Source organism: Azospirillum canadense (genome assembly GCF_025961225.1).
Classification (GTDB): domain Bacteria; phylum Pseudomonadota; class Alphaproteobacteria; order Azospirillales; family Azospirillaceae; genus Azospirillum; species Azospirillum canadense.
In genome coordinates this window covers 345,914-368,215 of record NZ_JAOQNG010000010.1, presented here as the reverse complement: position 1 = coordinate 368,215, position 22,302 = coordinate 345,914, and the positions used below count along the sequence as shown (strand labels likewise).

Annotated in this window: 21 protein-coding genes; 4 read left to right on the top strand and 17 right to left on the bottom strand. The window is 67.5% G+C overall.

Annotation, left to right across the window (positions count from 1 at the left end; genetic code table 11):
• Positions 1-22: 22 nt before the first annotated feature.
• The 4 genes from scpA to M2351_RS37455 form a co-directional block, all read right to left on the bottom strand.
• Entirely contained in the window at positions 23-2,176 is a 2,154-nt protein-coding gene (gene scpA, locus M2351_RS37470) for a methylmalonyl-CoA mutase (RefSeq protein WP_264661058.1), read from the bottom strand.
• Positions 2,177-2,331: 155 nt separating this feature from the next.
• Positions 2,332-2,925 (bottom strand): biotin transporter BioY, encoded by a 594-nt coding sequence (locus M2351_RS37465; protein WP_264661057.1) that lies wholly within the window; start codon positions 2,923-2,925, stop codon positions 2,332-2,334.
• 53 nt (positions 2,926-2,978) lie between these two features.
• Positions 2,979-4,979: an acetyl-CoA carboxylase biotin carboxylase subunit gene (locus M2351_RS37460; protein WP_264662416.1), complete on the bottom strand. Its 2,001-nt coding sequence runs from the start codon at positions 4,977-4,979 to the stop codon at positions 2,979-2,981.
• A 21-nt stretch (positions 4,980-5,000) separates the two neighbouring features.
• Positions 5,001-6,533: an acyl-CoA carboxylase subunit beta gene (locus M2351_RS37455; RefSeq protein WP_264661056.1), complete on the bottom strand. Its 1,533-nt coding sequence runs from the start codon at positions 6,531-6,533 to the stop codon at positions 5,001-5,003.
• Between the two features lie 216 nt (positions 6,534-6,749).
• On the opposite strand from M2351_RS37455, the gene M2351_RS37450 reads away from it, so the two are divergent.
• Complete coding sequence (locus M2351_RS37450; RefSeq protein ID WP_264661055.1) at positions 6,750-8,198, top strand: helix-turn-helix domain-containing protein; 1,449 nt, start codon at positions 6,750-6,752, stop codon at positions 8,196-8,198.
• 97 nt (positions 8,199-8,295) lie between these two features.
• Here the strand turns inward: M2351_RS37450 and M2351_RS37445 are convergent, their stop codons facing one another.
• From M2351_RS37445 to M2351_RS37415, 7 genes are all read right to left on the bottom strand, one after another.
• Positions 8,296-9,039 (bottom strand): TlyA family RNA methyltransferase, encoded by a 744-nt coding sequence (locus M2351_RS37445; protein ID WP_264661054.1) that lies wholly within the window; start codon positions 9,037-9,039, stop codon positions 8,296-8,298.
• 70 nt (positions 9,040-9,109) lie between these two features.
• Positions 9,110-10,093 (bottom strand): sensor histidine kinase, encoded by a 984-nt coding sequence (locus tag M2351_RS37440; protein ID WP_264661053.1) that lies wholly within the window; start codon positions 10,091-10,093, stop codon positions 9,110-9,112.
• 261 nt (positions 10,094-10,354) lie between these two features.
• Positions 10,355-12,271: a 1-deoxy-D-xylulose-5-phosphate synthase gene (gene dxs, locus M2351_RS37435; RefSeq protein ID WP_264661052.1), complete on the bottom strand. Its 1,917-nt coding sequence runs from the start codon at positions 12,269-12,271 to the stop codon at positions 10,355-10,357.
• A gap of 18 nt (positions 12,272-12,289) precedes the next feature.
• A complete protein-coding gene (locus tag M2351_RS37430; RefSeq protein ID WP_264662415.1) occupies positions 12,290-13,156 on the bottom strand; it encodes a polyprenyl synthetase family protein in 867 nt (288 codons plus the stop codon).
• Between the two features lie 25 nt (positions 13,157-13,181).
• Positions 13,182-13,436 carry an exodeoxyribonuclease VII small subunit gene (locus M2351_RS37425; protein ID WP_264661051.1) on the bottom strand — a complete coding sequence of 85 codons (255 nt, stop codon included), beginning with the start codon at positions 13,434-13,436 and terminating at the stop codon, positions 13,182-13,184.
• A 137-nt stretch (positions 13,437-13,573) separates the two neighbouring features.
• Positions 13,574-14,503 (bottom strand): histone deacetylase family protein, encoded by a 930-nt coding sequence (locus tag M2351_RS37420; protein WP_264661050.1) that lies wholly within the window; start codon positions 14,501-14,503, stop codon positions 13,574-13,576.
• Between the two features lie 153 nt (positions 14,504-14,656).
• Positions 14,657-14,896, bottom strand: a complete 240-nt coding sequence (locus M2351_RS37415; RefSeq protein ID WP_264661049.1) for a sulfurtransferase TusA family protein — start codon at positions 14,894-14,896, stop codon at positions 14,657-14,659.
• A 365-nt stretch (positions 14,897-15,261) separates the two neighbouring features.
• Here M2351_RS37415 and M2351_RS37410 point away from each other — a divergent pair, with 365 nt between their 5' ends.
• The gene (locus tag M2351_RS37410) at positions 15,262-15,642 is read left to right on the top strand and encodes an ArsR/SmtB family transcription factor (RefSeq protein WP_264661048.1); all 381 of its coding nucleotides are present in this window, start codon (positions 15,262-15,264) and stop codon (positions 15,640-15,642) included.
• Between the two features lie 7 nt (positions 15,643-15,649).
• Here M2351_RS37410 and M2351_RS37405 read toward each other — a convergent pair whose 3' ends face one another.
• The 5 genes from M2351_RS37405 to petA all read right to left on the bottom strand — a co-directional run bounded on the left by M2351_RS37405 (position 15,650) and on the right by petA (position 19,407).
• On the bottom strand, positions 15,650-16,054 hold the full coding sequence (locus M2351_RS37405) for a DUF423 domain-containing protein (protein WP_264661047.1): 405 nt from the start codon (positions 16,052-16,054) through the stop codon (positions 15,650-15,652).
• A gap of 80 nt (positions 16,055-16,134) precedes the next feature.
• The gene (locus M2351_RS37400) at positions 16,135-16,686 is read right to left on the bottom strand and encodes a DUF924 family protein (RefSeq protein ID WP_264661046.1); all 552 of its coding nucleotides are present in this window, start codon (positions 16,684-16,686) and stop codon (positions 16,135-16,137) included.
• An 89-nt stretch (positions 16,687-16,775) separates the two neighbouring features.
• Positions 16,776-17,540, bottom strand: a complete 765-nt coding sequence (locus M2351_RS37395; protein WP_264661045.1) for a cytochrome c1 — start codon at positions 17,538-17,540, stop codon at positions 16,776-16,778.
• Positions 17,540-18,808, bottom strand: a complete 1,269-nt coding sequence (locus M2351_RS37390) for a cytochrome b (protein ID WP_264661044.1) — start codon at positions 18,806-18,808, stop codon at positions 17,540-17,542. Before M2351_RS37390 ends, M2351_RS37395 begins: the two co-directional genes overlap by 1 nt.
• 29 nt (positions 18,809-18,837) lie before the next feature.
• Positions 18,838-19,407, bottom strand: coding sequence for a ubiquinol-cytochrome c reductase iron-sulfur subunit (gene petA / locus M2351_RS37385; RefSeq protein WP_264661043.1), 570 nt, complete (start codon positions 19,405-19,407; stop codon positions 18,838-18,840).
• 257 nt (positions 19,408-19,664) lie between these two features.
• Between petA and M2351_RS37380 the strand changes: the two genes are divergently transcribed.
• On the top strand, positions 19,665-20,117 hold the full coding sequence (locus M2351_RS37380; protein ID WP_264661042.1) for a tRNA (cytidine(34)-2'-O)-methyltransferase: 453 nt from the start codon (positions 19,665-19,667) through the stop codon (positions 20,115-20,117).
• Between the two features lie 18 nt (positions 20,118-20,135).
• Positions 20,136-21,020: an oxygen-dependent coproporphyrinogen oxidase gene (gene hemF, locus M2351_RS37375; RefSeq protein ID WP_264661041.1), complete on the top strand. Its 885-nt coding sequence runs from the start codon at positions 20,136-20,138 to the stop codon at positions 21,018-21,020.
• Between the two features lie 21 nt (positions 21,021-21,041).
• Here hemF and M2351_RS37370 read toward each other — a convergent pair whose 3' ends face one another.
• Positions 21,042-22,286 (bottom strand): CCA tRNA nucleotidyltransferase, encoded by a 1,245-nt coding sequence (locus tag M2351_RS37370; RefSeq protein WP_264661040.1) that lies wholly within the window; start codon positions 22,284-22,286, stop codon positions 21,042-21,044.
• Positions 22,287-22,302: the final 16 nt, after the last annotated feature.

The window sequence follows — 22,302 nt, the reverse complement described above, 5'->3', positions numbered from 1 at the left end:
GGGAGGGAAATCCGCATGACGGTCAGGCCGCGGCCTTCTGCTTGCGCAGGATGGCCAGGATGTCCGACGCCGCCTTCGGGATGTTGGTGCCGGGGCCGTAGATGGCGGCGGCGCCCGCCTGGTACAGGTAGTCGTAGTCCTGCGGCGGTATCACGCCGCCGCACACCACCAGGATGTCGCCGGCACCCTGCTTGCGCAGCTCGCTGACCAGTTGAGGCACCAGCGTCTTGTGGCCGGCGGCCTGCGACGACACGCCGATGACGTGCACGTCGTTCTCGACCGCTTGGCGGGCAGCCTCCTCCGGGGTCTGGAACAGCGGCCCGATGTCGACGTCGAAGCCGATGTCGGCGAAGCTGGTCGCGATGACCTTGGCGCCGCGGTCGTGCCCGTCCTGGCCCATCTTGACGACGAGGATGCGCGGCCGGCGGCCTTCCTCGGCGGCGAAGGCGGACACCTCCTCCTGGATTTTCCGGAAGCCTTCGTCGCCCTCGTAAGCCGCGCCGTAAACGCCGGAGACGGAGCGGATGACCGCCACGTGGCGGGTGAAGGCCTTCTCCAGCGCGTCGGAGATCTCGCCGACCGTGGCGCGGGCGCGGGTCGCCTCGACCGACAGGGCCAGCAGGTTGCCGGACTTCTCGGCCGCGGCCTTGGTCAGTGCCTCCAGCGCTGCGCGGCACTTGGCTTCGTCACGGCTGGCGCGGACCTGATTCAGGCGGGCGATCTGGGATTCGCGGACGGCGGTGTTGTCGATGTCCAGCACGTCGACCATCTCCGGGTTCTCCGGACGGTACTTGTTGACGCCGACGATCACCTCCTCGCCGCGGTCGACGGCGGCCTGGCGGCGGGCGGCGGCCTCCTCGATCAGCAGCTTGGGCATGCCTCCCTCCACCGCCTTGGTCATGCCGCCCATCTCCTCGACCTTGTTGATCAGCTCAAGGGCAGCGTTGGCGAGGCTGTGGGTCAGGTGCTCGATGTAGAAGGAGCCGCCGAGCGGGTCGACCACGTTGGTCACCCCCGACTCCTCGGCGATGATCAGCTGCGTGTTGCGGGCGATGCGCGCGGAGAACTTCGTCGGCAGGCCCAACGCCTCGTCGAAGGCGTTGGTGTGCAGCGACTGTGTGCCGCCCAGCACCGCGGCCATCGCCTCGATGGTGGTGCGGATGACGTTGTTGTAGGGGTCCTGCTCGGTCAAGCTGACGCCCGACGTCTGGCAGTGGGTGCGCAGGGCCAGCGAGCGCGCGTCCTTCGGGTCGAACTTCTGCTTCATCAGGGTCGACCACAGCAGGCGCGCGGCGCGCAGCTTGGCGATCTCCATGAAGAAGTTCATGCCGATGGAGAAGAAGAAGGACAGGCGCGGCGCGAACTTGTCGACGGGCAGGCCCTTCGACATGGCGGCGCGAACGTATTCCAGGCCGTCGGCGATGGTGAAGGCCAGTTCCTGCACCGCGGTCGCCCCGGCCTCCTGCATGTGGTAGCCGGAGATCGAGATCGAGTTGAACTTCGGCATGTTGTGCGCCGTGTACTCGATGATGTCCGCAATGATCCGCATCGAGGGCTCGGGCGGATAGATGTAGGTGTTGCGGACCATGAACTCCTTGAGGATGTCGTTCTGGATGGTGCCGCTGATCTTGTCCTGGCTGACTCCCTGCTCCTCCGCCGCCACGATGTATCCGGCAAGGATCGGCAGAACCGCGCCGTTCATCGTCATCGACACCGACATCTTGTCGAGCGGGATGCCGTCGAAGAGGATCTTCATGTCCTCGACGCTGTCGATCGCCACGCCGGCCTTGCCGACGTCGCCGACGACGCGCGGGTGGTCGCTGTCATAGCCGCGGTGGGTGGCGAGGTCGAACGCGACCGACAGGCCCATCTGGCCGGCCTTCAGGTTCGCCTTGTAGAAGGCGTTCGATTCCTCCGCGGTGGAGAAGCCGGCGTACTGGCGGATGGTCCAGGGCTTCACCGCGTACATCGTCGCGCGGGGCCCGCGCGTGAAAGGCGGGAAGCCCGGCAGGTTGTCCAGCTCCAGCCCTTCCAGGTCCGTGGCCGTGTAGAGCGCCTTGACGTCGAGACCTTCCGGCGTCTGCCAGACCAGATCGTCCAGTTTCCCGTTGGAACCGATGTCCTTGCCCGCCAGCGCCTGCCAGTCGGCCAGGGTCTTCTTCGGGAAATCGCTCATGGGACGCCTCCTCGACACGGCTGAGTTCAATATTTTACGTGAAAGACTGCAAAGCACTTAACCCCCACCCCGACCCTCCCCCGCTGGGCGGGGGAGGGAGATGGGGCGCCCCCTGTCCTCTCCCCCGCCCAGCGGGGGAGAGGACAGGGGGGTAATTACACCCGCGATCGGCGCGTGACGACCGTCCAGGCGGCCTGCATGATCGCGGCGCCCAGCGCGGTCTTCAGCACCGTGGCGGCCAGGAACGGGGTCAGGCCGACCGCAATCGCCTTCTCAGCCCCGAACAGCACCGCCAGCCACGCGACACCCGGCACGAACAGCAGGGCGTGGCCCAGCGCCAGGGCGGCGACCGCCTTGGCCGGGCTGCGGTCCCAGCCACGCTCCGCCAGCCAGCCGGTGACACCGGCGGCCAGGACGAAGCCCAGCAGGTAGCCGGCCGTCGGGCCCGCCATGTAGGCCGGGCCGGCGCCCGCACCGGCAAAGACCGGCAGGCCGGCAAGGCCTTCCAGCAGGTACAGCAGCACCGTCGCCGTGGCAAGACGGCTGCCGTAGGCCATGCCGAGCAGGATGACGACCATGCTCTGCATCGTCATCGGCACCGGCCAGAAGGGCACCTGCACCTTGGCCGAGACGGCCAGCAGCGCGCTGCCGAGCACCGCCGCCGCCGCCGCGGTGACCAGGCCGCCCTTCGGGGCGACCGTGTCCAGCAACGAGGTGGCACGCTGCGAAAGCGTGGTTCCGTAAGCCATCGTGCGTTCCCTTTTCCCTATGTGTCTCGTTCTTGGTCCGGAACCCGCGTGGCTTACGCGAACTCCAGGATTTTCTGGTCGACGGCCAGGCTGGATCCCGCCGTCGCGTGCACCTTGGACACCACGCCATCCTGCGCCGCACGCAGGATGTTTTCCATCTTCATGGCCTCCACGACGGCCAGCACTTCGCCGGCCTTGACCTCCTGCCCTTCGGACACGGCGACCGAGACGAGCAGGCCCGGCATCGGCGACAGCAGGAACTTGGACATGTCCGGCGGCGCCTTCACCGGCATCAGCGCGTCGTACTGCGCCGCCTTCGGCGTCAGCACCTTCACGACCGCCTGCGAACCGGCGTGGAACAGGCGGTAGCCGACGCCCACGCGGTCCACCTGCAGGCAGACATGCTCGCCGTTGACCGTGCCGCGGAACAGCGGCTCGCCCAGCTGCCAGTCGCTCCACACCGTGTGGTGCTTGCCGGCGATGTCGACGGTGTAGCCGATGCGCTGCGGGCTGCCGTCGCAGGGGTGCAGGTGCACCGGGTGCTGGGTGTCGTCGATGACCACGACCCAGTCGTCGCGCACCTTGACCTTGTTGCCCGCCATCTTGCCGCTGATCAGGATGTCGCGGTCGTTCAGGCTGCGGTGGATGACCGCGGCCACGGCGATCAGGACCGCCGGGTCTTCCGGCGGCAGATCGGAGGCGTGGAAGCCGTTCGGGTATTCCTCGGCGATGAAATTGGTGGTCAGCCGGCCGTCCACGAAGCGCTGGTTCGCCATCAGCGAGGCCAGGAACGGGATGTTGTGGCTGACGCCGCGGATGTAATACTGGTCAAGCGCCTCGCGCATGCGGGCGATGGCCGCGTCGCGCGTCGAACCCCAGCTGCACAGCTTGGCGATCATGGGGTCGTAGAACATGGAGATCTCGCCGCCCTCATACACGCCGGTGTCGACGCGGACGTGCGGGTCCTCCGACGGCGGACGGTAGTGGGTCAGGCGGCCGGTGGAGGGCAGGAAGTTGCGGAACGGATCCTCGGCGTAGACGCGCGCCTCGATGGCCCAGCCGTGCAGGCGAACGTCTTCTTGGCGGATCGTCAGCTTCTCGCCCGCCGCGACGCGGATCATCAGCTCGACGAGGTCGAAACCGGTGATCAGCTCGGTAACCGGATGCTCCACCTGGAGACGGGTGTTCATCTCCAGGAAGTAGAAGTTGCGCTCCGCGTCCACGATGAACTCGACCGTGCCGGCGGACTTGTAGTCCACGGCGCGGGCCAGGGCCACGGCCTGCTCGCCCATCGCCTTGCGGGTGGCGGCGTCGAGAAACGGCGACGGCGCCTCCTCGATCACCTTCTGGTGGCGGCGCTGGATCGAGCATTCGCGCTCGCCCAGATACAGGGCCGTGCCCTGCCCGTCGGCCAGCACCTGGATCTCGATGTGGCGCGGCTGCTGGATGTACTTCTCGACGAAGACACGGTCGTCGGCGAAGGAGGAGCGCGCCTCGTTCTGGGCGGAGCGGAAGCCTTCGCGGGCCTCCTCGTCGTTCCAGGCCACGCGCATGCCCTTGCCGCCGCCGCCGGCCGAGGCCTTGATCATCACCGGATAGCCGATGTCGCGGGCGATGGTCACCGCCTCGCTGTCGTCGGCGATGACGCCCAGATAGCCCGGCACCGTGCTGACGCCGGCGGCCTTGGCGAGCTTCTTCGACTCGATCTTGTCGCCCATGGCCTGGATGGCGTGGGCGTCCGGGCCGATGAAAGCGATTCCGGCGGCGGCGAGCGCCTCCTGGAACTCACGCTTCTCCGACAGGAAGCCGTAGCCGGGATGGACGGCTTGGGCGCCGGTCTTCTTGCAGGCGTCGACGATGCGGTCGATCAGCAGATAGCTCTGCGCCGACGGGGCGGCACCGATGTGGACGGCCTCGTCGGCCATCTCCACATGCAGGGCGTTCTTGTCGGCGTCCGAATAGACGGCGACCGTCTTGATGCCCAGGCGGCGCGCGGTGCGGATGACGCGGCAGGCGATCTCGCCGCGGTTCGCGATCAGGATCTTGGAGAACATGGTCGTCATGGCGCGGCGCCTTCAGAGCGGGATGTTGTCGTGCTTGCGCCAGGGATTCTGGAGCTGCTTGTTCTTCAGCATGGACAGCGCCTTGATGACGCGGCGGCGCGTGCCGTGCGGCATGATGACGTCGTCGATGTAGCCGCGCGACGCCGCCACGAACGGGTTGGCGAACTTCTGCCGGTACTCCTCGGTGCGCGCCTCGATCTTGACGCTGTCGCCGATGTCGCCACGGAAGATGATTTCCACCGCACCCTTCGGACCCATCACCGCGATCTCCGCCGTCGGCCAGGCGTAGTTGATGTCGCCGCGCAGGTGCTTGGACGACATCACGTCGTAGGCGCCGCCGTAGGCCTTGCGGGTGATGACGGTGATCTTCGGCACGGTCGCCTCGGCGTAGGCGAACAGCAGCTTGGCGCCGTGCTTGATGATGCCGTTGTATTCCTGGCTGGTGCCGGGCATGAAGCCGGGCACGTCCACCAGCGTCAGGATCGGGATCTCGAAGGCGTCGCAGAAGCGCACGAAGCGCGCGGCCTTCTTGGAGCTGTCGATGTCCAGGCAGCCGGCCAGCACCATCGGCTGGTTGGCGACGATGCCCACCGTGGAGCCGTTCATCCGGCCGAAGCCGATGATGATGTTCTTGGCGTAGTCGGGCTGAAGCTCGAAGAAGTCGCCCTCGTCGACCGTCTTCAGGATCAGCTCCTTCATGTCGTAGGGCTTGTTCGGGTTCTCCGGCACCAGCGTGTCGAGCGAGAAGTCGTCGCGGTCGATCGGGTCGGCGCAGGGGCGCTCCGGCGCCTTTTCACGGTTGGAGGCCGGCAGGAAGTCGATGAAGCGACGCAGCTGGAGCAGCGCCTCCACGTCGTTCTCGAAGGCCATGTCGGCGACGCCGGACTTGCTGGAGTGCGTGACCGCACCGCCCAGTTCCTCCGCCGTGACGACCTCGTGCGTGACGGTCTTCACCACGTCCGGCCCGGTCACGAACATGTAGGAGCTGTCCTTCACCATGAAGATGAAGTCGGTCATGGCCGGGGAGTACACCGCACCGCCCGCGCAGGGCCCCATGATCAGGGAAATCTGCGGGATCACGCCGGACGCATTGACGTTGCGCTGGAACACCTCCGCATAGCCGCCGAGCGACGCCACGCCCTCCTGGATGCGGGCGCCGCCCGAATCGTTCAAGCCGATCACCGGCGCCCCGACCTTCATGGCCTGGTCCATGATCTTGCAGATCTTCTCCGCGTGCGCTTCCGACAGGGAGCCGCCGAAGACCGTGAAATCCTGGCTGAAGACGAAGACCAGCCGGCCGTTGACCGTGCCGTGGCCGGTCACCACGCCATCGCCCGGCACCTTCTGGTCCTCCATGCCGAAGTCGTTGCAGCGGTGCTGGACGAACATGTCGAATTCCTCGAACGAGCCTTCGTCGAGGAACAGTTCGATGCGTTCGCGCGCGGTCAGCTTGCCCTTGGCGTGCTGGGACGCGATGCGCTTTTCACCGCCGCCCAGCCGCGCACCAGCGCGCATGGACTCCAACTTGGCCAGAATTTCTTGCATCAGGCGTTTCCCACTTTGGCGTTCGGCGGGGGATGCGGAGTTTGCGTTGTGTGTCCCGCGCCGGAATGGCTGGATTATTCACAAGATTTGCAATAGGGCAATTGGCCGTCGGGGAAAAATGTGCGAAGTTGCGAACATCTTTGCAAACACAGGGCATGGTTTGCGACGGTTGCGAATATGCGCTTCGGTATAACCCGCGGGTGGTAAAACGGTTCAATGCAAAAGCTCTATCTCGGCTACAAGCTGCGCCGCCTGCGGGAGCAGCGTGGCCTCACCCAGGCCGCGCTCGCGAAGACGCTGGACCTTTCACCCAGCTACCTGAACCAGCTGGAAAACAACCAGCGCCCGCTGACCCTGCCGGTGCTGCTGAAGATCTCCGCCGTGTTCGAGGTGGACCTTTCGAACTTCGTGGAGGATGAGGACAGCCGGCTCGTCGCCGACCTGCGCGAGGCGTTGGCCGACCCGCTGTTCGCCGGTGCCCCGCTGACCAACGCGGAACTGCGCAGCGCCGTCGGGTCCAGCCCCGAACTGGCGCGCCGCGTCCTCAGCCTCCATCAGGCATACCAGAAGCTGCACGAGCGGGTGCAGTCGCTGGCCGACAGCCTGTCGAACCAGGAACAGGGCGACGCCTTCGCCGGCCCGCAGTTTCCCTATGAAGAAGTTCGCGATTACTTTCACTATTGCAACAACTACATCGGCCCGCTGGACGAGGCGGCGGAGCAGCTGTGGAACCAGGAGAAGATTCACAACGGCGCCCTGCTGAACGAATTGGCCGCCCTGCTGAAGCGCCGCCACGACGTGCGCGTGAAGATCGTGGCCGACGACGGCGACACGGCGATGCGCAGCTATGATGAGACGACCGGCACGCTGCGCCTGTCCGCCCTGCTGAACGGGCCGAGCCGCGCCTTCCACATGGCCCACCAGATCGCCCTGCTGGGATTCGGCGACACCATCGAAGAGCTGGTCGCGCAGGCGAAATTCTCCAGCGAGGACGCCAAGTCGATCTGCCGGGTCGGGCTTGCGAACTACTTCGCAGGCGCGCTGGTCCTGCCCTACCGCGCCTTCGCCGCCCAGGCGCGCGCGCTGCGCCACGACGTGGAGCAGTTGCAAAGCCGCTTCGGCGCCAGCTTCGAGCAGGTCTGCCACCGCCTGTCCACCATGCAGCGGCCGGGCGCGCGCGGCCTGCCCTTCTACTTCGTGCGGGTGGACATGGCCGGCAACATCACCAAGCGCCACTCCGCCACCCGCTTCCACTTCGCGCGCTTCGGCGGCGCCTGCCCACTGTGGAACGTGCACGAGGCCTTCGCCCAGCCTGGCAAGATCCTGGTGCAGTTCGCCACCATGCCCGACCGCACCACCTACATCGGCATCGCCCGCACCGTGACCAAGCGCGGCGGCGCCTACCTGAAGCCGTCGCGCCAGTTCGCCGTCGGCCTGGGCTGCGAGGCGACCTACGCCAACGAGATCGTCTACGCCGCGGGCATCGACACGTCGAACGAGGCCGCCGCCGTGCCGATCGGCGTGAACTGCCGAATCTGCGAGCGCACCGACTGCCAGCAGCGCGCCTTCCCGCCCATCGGCAGCCAACTGTCGGTGGACGAACACCACCGCAGCTTCGTGCCATACCTGTTCACGCAAGCCGGCCGGGTCGAGGAGAAAGCTTAAATGGATCCGTAGGTTGGGTGCAGCGCCAGCGGAACCCAACACACTCCGCATGGCAACGTTGTTGGGTTTCGCTGGCGCTGCACCCAACCTACGATTCTCAAGTCCTGTTCTTCACCGCCCCGATCAGGAATTCCTTGTTGCCCTCCGGGCCGGTGATCGGGCTTTCGGTGATATCCAGGACGCGCCAGCCCGGCAACCCGTCGAGCCACGCGCGGATGCGGTCGCAGACCTCCTGGTGCAGTTCGGGCTCGCGCACCACGCCGCCCTTGCCGACTCGGCCCTTGCCGACCTCGAACTGCGGCTTGATCAGCGCAACGAGTCGCCCACCCGGCACTGTCAACTCCAGCGCGGCGGGCAGCACGATCTCCAGCCCGATAAAGCTGGCGTCGCAGACCACGAGGTCGATGGGGTCGGGGATTTCGGCCGTGGTCAGGTGGCGGGCGTTGGTCTTTTCCAGAACGACGACGCGCGGGTCGTTGCGCAGCTTCCAGGCCAGCTGTCCGTGCCCGACGTCCACCGCGTAGACCTTGGCGGCCCCGCGCGTCAGCAGCACGTCGGTGAAGCCGCCGGTCGAGGCACCGATGTCGACGGCGGTCAGCCCGGTCGGGTCGATCCCGAACGTGTCCAGCCCCTTCACCAGCTTCAGCCCGCCGCGCGACACCCAGGGATGGTCCTGCCCCTTCACGGACAGCGGCGCGTCCTCGGCGATTTGGTCGCCGGCCTTATCGATGCGCCGGGTGTCCGAATAGACCAGCCCGGCGAGGATCAGCGCCTGCGCCTTGGCCCGGCTTTCGGCCAGCCCGCGCTCCACCAGCGCCACATCCACCCGCACCCGCGCCATCACGATCCCTCCCGGTTACAACGGGATGATCCATGGCGCAGGAAACGCCATTCGGCAAGAGGTGAAGGAATCAGAACGGCAGATCGATGATGAAGCGGGTGCCGGGGTCGTTCGGTTCGACGCGCAGCTTGCCCTTCAACTGGCCGGCGAAGGCCCGCGCCACCTTCATGCCGAGCGAGTCCGCGCGCGCCACCTCGAAGCCGGGGGGTAACCCGCGCCCATGATCGCCGATGACGAGGCGCCGCCCACCTTCCGGCAACGGCAGCAGACTGATCTCCACGATCCCCGGCCCACCGGGCGCATAGGCGTACTTGATCGCGTTGCTGACGAGTTCGTTGACGATCAGCGCCAGCGGAATCACCGAATCGACCGGCAGCATCGCGTCTTCCACGGCGACGACCACATGCCGGTTCGCGCCTCCGGCGGCGAAATTCGCCTCCATCTCGGACGCGGTGTCGCGCAGATAGGACCCGAAGTCGACGAGGCTGCCGCGTGTGGCGCCGTGGATGCGCTGGTGCGCCTGGGTCACGGTCCCGATCCGCGCACAAGCCTCCTGAAAGGCCCGGCGCATCTCCGGTTCCTTGGCCGACAGGGTCTGCAGCGTCAGCAGGCTGGACACGAGCTGCAGCGTGTTCTTGACCCGGTGGCTGACCTCGCGCACCTGCTGGTCGACCGAGTCCGGCGAATCGATCACGACGGGCCGCAGCGCCATCATGACGGCACGACCGCCTGCCGCGCCTTCAACGCGCAGCGGCGTCACGTCCATGTCCCAGGAATGGCGGTCCACGCCCGTGACGCGCAGATGGCGGGACTGGCCGGTCCGGGCGACGTCGCGCACCGCTTCCGGATCGGCGCTGGGGAACAGGCCCGCCAGAAGTTCGTCTTCGGTCTGGCCCGCGTTGGCGCCCAAAGCCCTCATGGCGGCGTTGGCGACGCTGCAGCGGAGACCACCCTCGAACACCGCGGTGGGAGCGGGGGAATTCTCGATGATGTCCCGCAGCAGATCCGGATTACCGTCCAGGCCGCCCTGCGACGGCCCGTTCGCCGGACGCACCCCGTTCTCCTCGGGAACGCGACCCGCGCCCGCAGCGAACACCTGAGGCATCTTACGCAACACCAGACCCCGCGAAATTCGTTAATTTTCTATTGTTTTCGAATTGTAAGACAGAGGATACGGCCGCACCAGTGAAAGAACCCTGCCGTGCACTATACAAATGGGGGTAGGCCCTTTGTACAGGGTGCGGGCGCCCGCCACCGCTCGGGTGACGGACGCCCGCTTCATGCCCTCTGCCGAACCTCTGCTGGATGGCCGCCTTCAGGCCCGAACGGCGGCGGCCTCGATGCCCAACGCCTGAAGCACGGTGGCGACGATGTGGCGGGCGTTGAGGCCGGCCTCTTCGTACTGCTTGGCCGGGCTGTCGTGGTCCTGGAAGCGGTCCGGCAGCACCATCGGGCGGATCTTCAGCCCGTTGTCGAGCAACCCCTTGGTCGCCAGGAATTGCAGCACGAAGCTGCCGAACCCGCCGACCGAGCCCTCCTCGATGGTGATCAGCACCTCATGCTCCAGCGCCAGCCGGCGCACCAAATCCTCGTCCAGCGGCTTGGCGAAGCGCGCGTCGGCCACCGTCGTCGACAGCCCCCGCGCGCCCAGCTCGGCAGCCGCCTTCATCGCCTCGGCCAGACGAGTCCCGTAGCTCAGGATGGCGACCTTGCTGCCTTCCTGAATCACCCGCCCCTTGCCGATCGGCAGCACCGTGCCGCGCTCCGGCAGTTCGAGCCCAACGCCCTCACCACGCGGGTAGCGCAGCGCCGAAGCGCGGTCCTCGATGGTCGCGGCCGTCGCCACCATGTGCATCAGCTCCAACTCATCCGCCGCCGCCATCATCACGATGTCCGGCAGGCAGCCGAGGTAGGCCACGTCGAACGCGCCGGCGTGCGTCGCCCCGTCCGCCCCGACCAGCCCGGCGCGGTCGAGCGCGAAGCGCACCGGCAGGTGCTGCAACACCACGTCGTGCACCACTTGGTCGTAGGCGCGCTGCAGGAAGGTGGAGTAGATGGCGCAGAACGGCTTGAAGCCCTCCGCCGCCAAGCCGGCGGCGAAGGTGACCGCGTGCTGCTCGGCGATGCCGACATCAAAGCAGCGGCTGGGGAAGCGCTGGCCGAACAGGTCCAGCCCGGTGCCCGACGGCATCGCGGCGGTGATGGCCAGCACCGCCGGGTCGACTTCCGCCTCCTTGATCAGGGCGTTGGCGAAGACGCGGGTGTAGCTGGGGGCGTTGGACTTCGGCTTGGACTGGGTGCCGGTGATAACGTCGAACTTGGCGACGGCGTGCAGCTTGTCGGCAGAGGCCTCCGCCGGGCCGTAGCCCTTGCCCTTCTTGGTGACGACGTGGATGAGGACCGGCTTGTCGTCCTCCGCGTCGCGCACGTTCTGCAGCACCGGCAGCAGGTGGTCCAGGTTGTGGCCGTCGATCGGGCCGATGTAGTAGAAGCCCATCTCCTCGAACAGCGTGCCGCCCGTCACCATGCCGCGGGCGTATTCCTCCGCCCGGCGCGCGGCCGTGCGCAGGGGGCGCGGCAGCTGTTCGGCGATGTCCTTCGCCAGATGGCGGAGCGACAGATACGGCTTCGACGAGATCAGGCGCGACAGGTAGGCGCTCATCGCGCCGACCGGCGGCGCGATGGACATGTCGTTGTCGTTCAGGATGACGATCAGCTTGCTGTTCGCCGAACCCGCGTTGTTCATGGCCTCGTAGGCCATGCCGGCGCTCATCGCACCATCGCCGATCACGGCGACGACGTGGTTCTTGCGGCCAAGCTGGTCGCGGGCCACCGCCATGCCCAGCCCCGCCGAGATGGAGGTGGAGCTGTGGCCGGCGCCGAACGGGTCGTATTCGCTTTCCGACCGCTTCGTGAAGCCCGACAGCCCCTCGCCCATGCGCAGGGTGCGGATGCGGTCACGGCGCCCGGTGACGATCTTGTGCGGGTAGCACTGGTGCCCAACGTCCCAGATCAGGCGATCGTCGGGCGTGTTGAACACGTAGTGGAGCGCCACGGTCAGTTCCACGACGCCGAGCCCGGCCCCCAGATGCCCGCCGGTCACCGAAACCGCGCTGATGGTTTCCGTGCGCAGTTCGTCGGCGAACTGGCGAAGCTGCTCGGGCTGGAGGGCGCGCAGGTCTGCGGGGGTGTGGACGAGGTCGAGTAGCGGCGTCTTGGTGGTCGGGGTCACGTTCTGCACGTCCTCCGTTCAGGACCGGCGCGCGACGACGAAGTCGGCGACCGCCTTCAGAATATCGGCACGCCCCTCGAAGATCTCCAGGTGTGCCACGGCTTGGGCCGCCAGCATGGCGGCCTGGGCGCGGGCGCGGTCGCGCCCGAGGATCGACACGAAGGTCGCCTTGCCAGCTTCCGCGTCGCGGCCGACGGACTTGCCGGTCTCGGCCTCCGTCCCTTCGACGTCCAGCAGGTCGTCGACGATCTGGAAGGCCAGCCCGAGGTCGTGCGCGTAGGCGCGCAGCGCCTGCCGCTGCGGCGGTGGGGCCTTGCCCAGGATGCCGCCGGCCTCGCAGGAGAAGGCAATCATGTCGCCGGTCTTCATCCGCTGCAGGCGCGTGGTCGTGCCAAGGTCGAAGGTCTCATGCTCGGCAATCAGGTCGAGCATCTGCCCGCCGACCATGCCGTGCGGCCCCGCGGCCTTGGCGAGCGCGGCGACGAGTTGGCAGCGCACGTTCGGATCCTCGTGCGTCGCCGGGTCGGCCAGCACCTCGAAGGCGTAGGTCAGGAGCCCGTCGCCGGCCAGGATCGCCGTCGCTTCGTCGAACTGGCGGTGGGCTGTCGGGCGGCCGCGGCGCAGGTCGGAATTGTCCATGGCCGGCAGGTCGTCGTGGACCAGCGAGTAGGAATGCACGAACTCCACCGCCGCGGCGACGCGCAGCGCGCAATCCGGGTTGACCCCGAACAGCGCCGCCGACTGGCAGACCAGGAAGGGACGCAGCCGCTTGCCGCCGTTCAGGCAGCCGTAGCGCATCGCCTCCAGAACCCGCGATTCGGGAAGGTCGGTGGTGGGAATCAGGTGGGAAATGGCCCGTTCCACATCCTCGGCCATGGTGGCCATGGCGGTTTTCAAGTCGGTCTGCACGTCAGTCGATCCTGGCGGGTTCGGTGGCGAGGGAGCCGTCGGCGGCGACGGTGATGCGGTCGATTTTCGCCTGCGCTTCCCGCAGCTTCGCTTCGCAATGGCGCTTCAGCGCCGTGCCGCGCTCGTAGGAGGAGATCGCGTCGTCCAGCTTGCCGCGCCCTTCCTCGAGCTGCCGCACGATGCGTTCCAACTCGGCGAGCGCGTCCTCGAAGCTGAGGGCTGCGATGTCGGGGGGAATGTTTGCGTGGTCAGCCATGATCAATCCGAAAGGGGTCCCGCGGAGGGCCGAAACCCGAAGTTATGACCCGTTCCCCAAATGCGCAAGGCCCGCCGCGGGCGTAGAACGCGCCAAGACGGGCCTAGCCGGATGGAAATGCCAAGAGCACGCCGTTTTCAACAATACATCAGTTCGCGCACATGGGCCGCGCAGGCCGACGCCAGCGCACGGAGATTGTATCCGCCTTCCAACACCGACACGATTCGGGCCCCGCAATGGGTGCGCGCCATGTCGCCCAGCTTGCGCGTCGCCCAGGTGAAGTCGTCGTCGGTCAGGTGCAGGCTGGCCAGCGGATCGCGCGAATGGGCGTCGAATCCGGCCGAAATCATCAGCAGGTCGGGTTTAAAATGGTCGATGGCCGGCAGGATGATGTGCGTCATCGCGTGCCGGAATTCCGGCGAGCCGGCCATCGCCGGCAGCGGGGCGTTGACGCAGTTGCCGTACTCCCCCTGCTCCGCCGCGTCGCCGGTGCCTGGGTAGAGCGGCGACTGGTGGGTCGAGCAGTAGAGCATATCCGGGTCGCGCTGGAAGATGTCCTGCGTGCCGTTGCCGTGGTGGACGTCGAAGTCGACGACGGCCACCCGTTGCAGCCCGTGCGCCGCGCGGGCGTGGTAGGCGCCGACCGCGACGTTGTTGAACAGGCAGAAGCCCATCGCCTTCTCGTATTCGGCGTGGTGCCCCGGCGGCCGGACGGCGCAGAAGGCGTTGCGGGAGTGGCCGGTGGCCACCACGTCCACCGCGGCGACCACGGCGCCCGCAGCGCGCAGCGCGGCCTCCCCCGATCCGGGCGACAGGACCGTGTCGGCGTCGACGCCCGCGTGGTCGTGCTCCGGCACCATGGCCAGGACGCGCTCCACATGCTCCTTCGGGTGCGCGCGGGCGATCTGCTCGATGGTGGCGCGCGGCGCGTCCTGCCGGTCGAGCATATAGAATTCTTCGGTTTCGAGCGCGGCCAGCACGGCGCGCAGGCGGTCGGCGCACTCCGGATGGCCCAGCCCTGTGTCGTGTTCCAGGCAGGCGGCGTGGGTGAACAGGGTGGTGAACATGCTTTTTCTGTCTTTTTCGTTCGTGTTCGAGGCATTTCCCGCCTCTATTGTTCCTGCTTCGCTAATGAAAGTACAGGCTGATTCCGGGGCTTATCGTCACATCCCCCCTTGGACGCGGAGCACCACCTCTGCGCGCCCGGCGGGATCGACAGATCAGGCGGCTCGCTCGATTACGAAGCGATAGACCCCGCCCTCCTCCGTGCTGGCGACAAGGCGATTTCCCGTCGCTTCGCAGAAGGCCGCGAAATCCTTGGGCGCGCTCGGGTCGGTGGCCTCGACGGTAAGGGTTCCGCCCGCCGGAACGGACTTGAGCGCCTTGCGCGCGCGGAGCACCGGCAGCGGGCACTGAAGACCCTTGGCATCCAGTTGGTGGGAACCGCCCTGGTCGGTCATCGATCACTGTCTCCTTGCCATGGCCGGCCGCGACGTTTCCTTGGACTCGGCACCGGCTGTCTTTCCAACGATTCTAAGGCGGCATCGCGACGGGCTCAATCGGCAAGGCGCGCGGCCCGCCGCGAAAACAGCCGCAACCCGGGCCGATAGAACATTCCGCGCGCCGGGAACAGAGTTGCGCCTACGGGACATCCACGGGTAGACAGCGCCGCCCACCGTTCAATATGATTGAACACGAATGATTCAGGCCGGCCGTTGGGCGCATCGAACAAGCGCTGACGGACGCCGATGCGCATTCGCGCATGGGATAACCATGGGCAATCCGGTTGAACGCAGGCCTGGACTCCGACAGCGACGGTAGCTTTATGAACACGGTCGATCTTCTAAGCAACGCGCGCCGCGCCAGCACGCTGCTGAAGGCCATGAGCAACGAGCGTCGGCTGCTCATCCTCTGCTACTTGGCGGAGGGGGAGAAGTCGGTGGGCGAGTTGGAGGATCTGGTCGATCTCAGCCAGTCGGCGTTGTCGCAGCATCTCGCCCGGCTGCGCCGCGACAAGCTGGTGCGCACCCGGCGATCCGCTCAGAACATCTATTATTCGTTGAACGGGCACGAGGCCCAGACCGTCATGGCGACTCTGCACGGCCTGTACTGCGCCCCGTCAGCCCGCAACCAGGACGAGGCCGCCGCGGCGGAGCCGGACGCCCCAACGGAATCGACCGCCGAAGAATCCGCGCCCGCATCCTGATGCTCCGTCAGCGGTCCTCGAAGAAGCGGCCGCCGAACACGAGCGCCGCCAGCGCCACCACGACCCACCCCAGCATGAAGGCGGTGCCGCCGAGCGGCGCCGTCATGGCGATGGCAAGCGGTCCGGAGAGGGCCAGCGCGTAGAGCGTTCCGCTGAACAACAGGATTCCCGTGACGAACAGCCAGCCGGCCGCCCGAAGCGCAAGACGGGCGGGCCCGCCGGCACGGCGTGCCAGGACGACCAGCCCGACCAGGGCAAGAGCGTGCCACATCTGGTACTGGCCGGCGAGTCGGAACAGGTCCTGGGCGCGCGGGTCGCCGGCGAGGCCATGGCTGGCGTAAGCGCCCGCCCCAACCGCGATCGCACCGTTCAGCGCCGCGAAGGCCACCCAGATCCGCTCCACCACACCCATGAACCGTTCCTCCGAGGCTGCCCTGCGGACCGGACCATAGCGGAGCGCGCCGTGTTGGACGAGCGCATTCGGGGCGGCGTTCAGAAAGCCGAGCCCGGCTCCTTCAGGAACTCCGTCTCCTCCGCCGTGCTGTCGCGGCCGAGAGTCGCGTTGCGGTGCGGAAAGCGCCCGAACCGTTCGATGATCGCGCGGTGCCGTTCGGCGTAATCGACCACCTCCGCCTCACCGATGCGCTCGCGGAACAGGGTGCAGGACAGGCGCTGGCAGTCCGGGTCCTCCTGGTGCTCGAAGGGCAGGTAGAGGAAGGTCCGCTCGTCCCCGTTGCACTCCAGGTCGAAGCCGTTCTCTACGGCGTGGCGCGCCACCGCCAGCGCCTTGGCGTCGGTGGCGAAAGCGCGCGGCGAACCGCGGAAGGCGTTGCGCGGCACCTGGTCCAGCAGGACGCAGAGCGCCAGGCAACCGTCCACGTCGTCCATCCAATGGTCGAGCTTGCCCGCGGCCGCGGCCTCGTGATGGGGCAGCAGCGTGTCGCTCACCGCGCGGTCGAAACTGGCCGACGGCTTGAACCAATAGGGCTTCATCGCCTCGTCGAACCAGAAATCGACGATCTCGTCGATCAGCTTGTCCACCATATCCGCCTCCCCCAAAAAGGCTGCCCACAAAAGAACAGGGCGCCCGGGGGCGCCCTGTCCAGTCGAAAATCACTCACCGAACCACGGGGTCAGTGCACCGTGCTCCAGAGCTTGCGCTTGGTGGCGTACATCAAGCCGGCCAGCACGATCAGGAACATGATCACCTTCACGCCCATCTGCTTGCGCGCATCAAGGTGCGGCTCCGCCACGAAGGTCAGGAAGGTGGCGACGTCCTTGGCTTCCTGGTCGACCGTGGCCTTGGTGCCGTCGGCGTAGGAGACGCCGTCCGGCTGCAGGATGTTGGGCATGCCCACCTGATGGCCCGGGAAGACCTTGTTGTAGTTCATGCCCGGCATCAAGGTCACGCCTTCCGGTGGGGTGTCCTCGAAGCCCGTCAGGAAGGCGTAGAGGTAGTCCTCGCCGCCCTTGCGGGCCTTGGCGATCAGCGACAGGTCCGGCGGCAGGGCGCCGTTGTTGGCGGCACGCGCGGCGTTGTCGTTGGGGAACGGCGACGGGAAGCGGTCGGCCGGGGTGCCCGGACGCATGAACATCTCGCCCGCGTCGTTCGGGCCGGCCTGGACCTCATAGCCGGCGGCCAGCGCCTTCAGCTCGTCGTCCTTGAAGCCGATGCCGGCCAGCGTGCGGATCGGGACCAGCCGCATGGAGTGGCAGGCCGAGCAAACTTCCTTGTAGATCTGGAAGCCGCGCTGCGCCGACGCCTTGTCGATGGTGCCGAAGACGCCGCTGTGCGGCCAGCTCTGCTCGGGGATGTGCACCCCTTCCGAGGCCTGCGCCGCGCCGGCCAGGCCCAGGGCGAGAGCCGCGGAGAGAATGGCAGACTTCAGAGCGCGCATTAGGCCTTCTCCATCGGCTTGGCGTGGGCGCCGGCGGCAACGCGGCCGCCGCCCTTCAGAACGGGTTCGCAGATGCTGGCCGGCAGCGGCAGCGGGCGCTCCAGCTTGCCCAGCAGCGGCAGCAGAACCAGGAAGTGGAAGAAGTAGTAGGCGGTGCCGATGCGGGCGATCATCAGCCAGACGCCTTCGGCCGGCATGGCGCCGGCGTAGCCGAGCACCAGGGCGTCGACGGCCAGGATCCAGAAGAACTGGCGGTAGATCGGACGGAACTTGCAGCTGCGGACCTTGGAGGTGTCGAGCCACGGCAGGATCACCAGCACGGCGATGGCGCCGAACATGGCCAGAACGCCGCCCAGCTTGTCCGGGATCGCGCGCAGGATCGCGTAGAAGGGCAGGAAGTACCATTCCGGAACGATGTGCGCCGGGGTGACCAGCGGGTTCGCCGGGATGTAGTTGTCCGGGTGGCCGAGGTAGTTCGGCGCGAAGAACACGAAGGCCGCGTAGACGATCAGGAAGACGACGACCGCGAAGCCGTCCTTGACCGTGACGTACGGGTTGAACGGCACGGTGTCCTGCGGGCCCTTCGGGTCGATGCCCAGCGGGTTGTTGGAGCCGGAGACGTGCAGCGCGGCGGTGTGCAGGATGACCAGCGCGAACAGCACGAACGGCAGCAGGAAGTGCAGCGCGAAGAAGCGGTTCAGCGTCGGGTTGTCGACCGAGAAGCCGCCCCACAGCCAGGTGACGATCGGGTCGCCGACGATCGGGAAGGCCGAGAAGAGGTTCGTGATGACGGTGGCGCCCCAGAAGCTCATCTGGCCCCACGGCAGCACGTAGCCCATGAAGGCCGTGGCCATCATCGCCAGCAGGATGAGGACGCCGAGGATCCACAGGATTTCGCGCGGGGCCTTGTAGGAGCCGTAGTAGAGGCCGCGGAACATGTGGATGTAGACGGCGATGAAGAACATCGACGCGCCGTTGGCGTGGACGTAGCGCAGCAGCCAGCCGTAGTTGACGTCGCGCATGATGCGCTCGACCGAGTCGAAGGCGATGTGCGTGTTGGCGGCGTACTGCATGGCCAGCACGAGGCCGGTCGCGATCATGACCACCAGCATGATGCCGGCAATCGCACCGAACGCCCACAGGTAGTTGACGTTCCGGGGCATCGGGTACTGGTTGTACTCATGATCCAGCATCGTGAAGATCGGCAGGCGGCTGTCGATCCACTTCACGACGGGGTTCTTGAACTGCGGGGCGTGAGCCTGAGCCATCTTGGGGTCTCCCGAACCTTTAGGGCCGCTTAGCCGAGCCGGATCGCGGTATCGCTCGTGAAAGCGTACTGCGGAACGACGAGGTTGGCCGGGGCCGGACCCTTGCGGATGCGCCCAGCGGTGTCGTAGTGCGAGCCGTGGCAGGGGCAGAACCAGCCGTCGTAGTCGCCGCGCGGGTCGGTCGGCTTCTGTCCCAGCGGCACGCAGCCGAGGTGCGTGCAGATGCCGATGACGATCAGCCATTCCGGCTTCTTCACACGGGCGTCGTCGGCAACCGGGTCACGCAGCTCGCCCAGGTTGACCTTCTTGGCCTCGTCGATTTCCTTGGCGTTGCGGTGGCGCACGAAGACCGGCTTGCCGCGCCAGGTCACGGTGATCGCCTGACCTTCGGCGACCGGGGCCAAATCCACGTCGATCGAGGCGAGCGCCAGGGTGTCGGCCGCCGGGTTCATGCTGTCGATGAACGGCCAGACGGCGGCGGCGGCACCAACGGCACCCACGGCTCCGGTGGCGAGGTAGAGGAAGTCACGGCGGGAAGTCCCCTCGCCGCCGGGGGCCGCATGGGCACCCGTCCCGGGCGGATGCGTGGTCTGAGCCATAAGCGTGTTTCTCCTCAAGGCATACCCGGCGCGCCGAAGCGCCCGTTGAGACGTCAAACAATCATTAGCACGACTGAACGGGCGTGTCCGCCCGTTGGGTGAGCGTAGGCGCGCCACGTCTGCCGGGGTGGGTGGCCCCGGTTGCATGGGGTGCGGTATACAGTCGCGGCATAGCCTTGAAAAGGCTTAGTCGTTGGACAACTTGTCGCGCCCCCTGGCGCAATATTAGAATACCCTGAATCTCAAAAGGCTTCGCCATGCGTCTCGTCCTCTTTGAACCCGACATCCCGCAGAACACGGGTACGTTGATGCGACTCGCGGCTGGGCTGGGCGTTTCCCTCGACCTCATCGAGCCCTGCGGGTTCCTCCTGGACGACCGCAAGCTGCGGCGCGCCGGCATGGACTACATCGACCAACTCGACTGGACACGGCACAACTCCTGGGCCTCATACCAATCCGGCGCCCACGAGGGCCGGCTGGTCCTGCTGACCACGCGCGGCGCCATACCCTACACCGACTTTGCCTTCGCCCCGGACGACCGCATCATGGTCGGGCGCGAGAGCGCCGGCGTGCCGGACGAGGTCCACGACGCGGCGGACGCCCGCCTCGTCATACCATTGAAGCCGCCCGCACGCTCGCTGAACGTTGCGCTCAGCGCGGCCATGGTGTTGGGTGAGGCCCTGCGACAGACCGCCTCACTTGCTCGATGAAGGTTGGAGACAGCTTCGATGACCGCCCCCGCTCCGCACACGGTGCCCACCGAGGACCAGATGGCCCGCGCGACCGCGTGGTTCACCGAGCTGCGCGACCGCATCTGCGCCGAATTCGAGCGGATCGAGGACGAGCTGACCGGCACCCACGCCGACCTGCCCCCCGGCCGGTTCGAGCGCAAGCCCTGGAACCGCCCGGATCATGGCGGCGGTGAAGGCGGTGGCGGCGTCATGTCGGTGATGAAAGGACGTGTGTTCGAGAAGGTGGGCGTCAACGTCTCCACCGTGCACGGCACCTTCAGCCCGGAATTCCGCAACAACATCCCCGGCGCGGCCGGCGACGGGCGGTTCTGGGCGTCCGGCATCAGCCTGGTTGCCCACATGCGTTCCCCCCTGGTGCCGGCCACGCACATGAACACGCGGCACATCGTGACCAGCATCGGCTGGTTCGGCGGCGGCGCCGACCTGACCCCGATGATCCCGGACGAGCGGGAAACCGCCGACTTCCACACCGCGCTGCGCGCGGCCTGCGACCGGCACGACCCGGCCTATTACGCGCGCTACAAGGAGTGGTGCGACCGCTACTTCTTCCTGCCGCACCGGGGCGAGGCGCGCGGCGTCGGTGGCATCTTCTTCGACAACCTCGATTCGGGCGACTGGGAGGCCGACTTCGCCTTCACCCGCGACGTTGGGCTGGCCTTCCTGGAGGTCTACCCGGCGCTGGTCCGCCGCCGCATGAACGAGCCCTGGACGCCCGAACAGCGCGACCACCAGTTGATCCGCCGCGGGCGCTACGTGGAGTTCAACCTTCTGTACGACCGCGGAACGACCTTCGGCCTGAAGACCGGCGGCAACACCGAAGCCATCCTGATGAGCATGCCGCCCGAGGTGAAATGGCCCTGACGGGCCGGTGTTGGGTTTCGCTTACGCTTCACTCAACCTACGCGTGGCCTCCGCCAGACACTCCTCCCGCCCTGGCCGGAAGTCCTCGGCGATCCACCAGGCTTCCACCTCCTTCAGCAGCTTGCCCAGGGTAGGGCCGCGCTCCATGCCCAGGGCCAGCAGGTCGCGGCCGGCGATGGGGAGCTTCAGGGACGGCAAGTCCTCGGCCGTAGCGAGGGCGTCCTTGACCGCGTCCAGCGCCATCGGGCCGGGCGTATCCACGGCCGCCAGCAGCACGAGGTCCCGGTACAACTCCGCACCGCCGATCCGGTAGAGCGCCTGCCGGCGCTTGACCCGGCCGTCGGCCGGCGAGACGGGCATGGGCGGCTCGACCAGGGCGGCGAGACGGTCGCGGTCGGCGTTGGACAGGCGCAGCGCCTCCGACACCCGGAGCGCGCCCGCGTGGTCGGTCGCCAGCACGGCGGCGAAGCGGCGGACCGCCTCGGGCGGCTCGCCCAGGTCATGCTCCAGCCGGACGAGACAATCCAGCCGTGTGGTTTCCGTCGCCTCCGGCAGCAGATGGTCCATGATCCCGTGGTCGATCATCAGCCGCCACGCCGACGCCGGGTCGGGCGCTGCCAGCAGGCGGGACAGCTCGCCCCGCACCCGCTCTCCGGACAGGGTCGGAAGGCGCGGCGCCATCTCCGTGCAGGCGGCCAGCGCGTCCGCATCCGGCGCGCCGCGGCCGTAATGGGCGTGGAAGCGGAAGAAGCGCAGCAGGCGAAGCACGTCCTCCTCGATGCGCTGGCGCGGGTCGCCGACGAAGCGCACCCGTCCCGCGGCCATGTCCGCCAGCCCGCCGAACGGGTCGTGGATGCACCCCTCCGCCGTGCAGCTCAGCGCATTCATGGTCAGGTCGCGCCGGGCGGCGTCCTCCCGCCAATCGTCGGTGAACTCGACGCGGGCGTGCCGGCCGTCGGTCTCCACGTCGCGGCGCAGGGTGGTGATCTCGTAATGCGCCTTGCCGACCACCGCGGTGATGGTGCCGTGTTCGATGCCCGTGGGAATGGCCAGGATGCCGGCGGCCTTCAGCAGTTCGATCACCCGCTGCGGCGGGGCGTGGGTGGCGATGTCGATGTCCTTGACCTTGCGGCCGAGCCACGCGTCGCGCACGCAGCCGCCGACGAAGCGCGCGTCCGCACCCCCGGCGTCCAGCGCGGCGAACACGGCGCGCGTCTCGGGGGCGGTCATCCAGGGCTGCGGGGCGAGGCGGGCGACGACGGTCATGGCCGGAAGCTAGCCC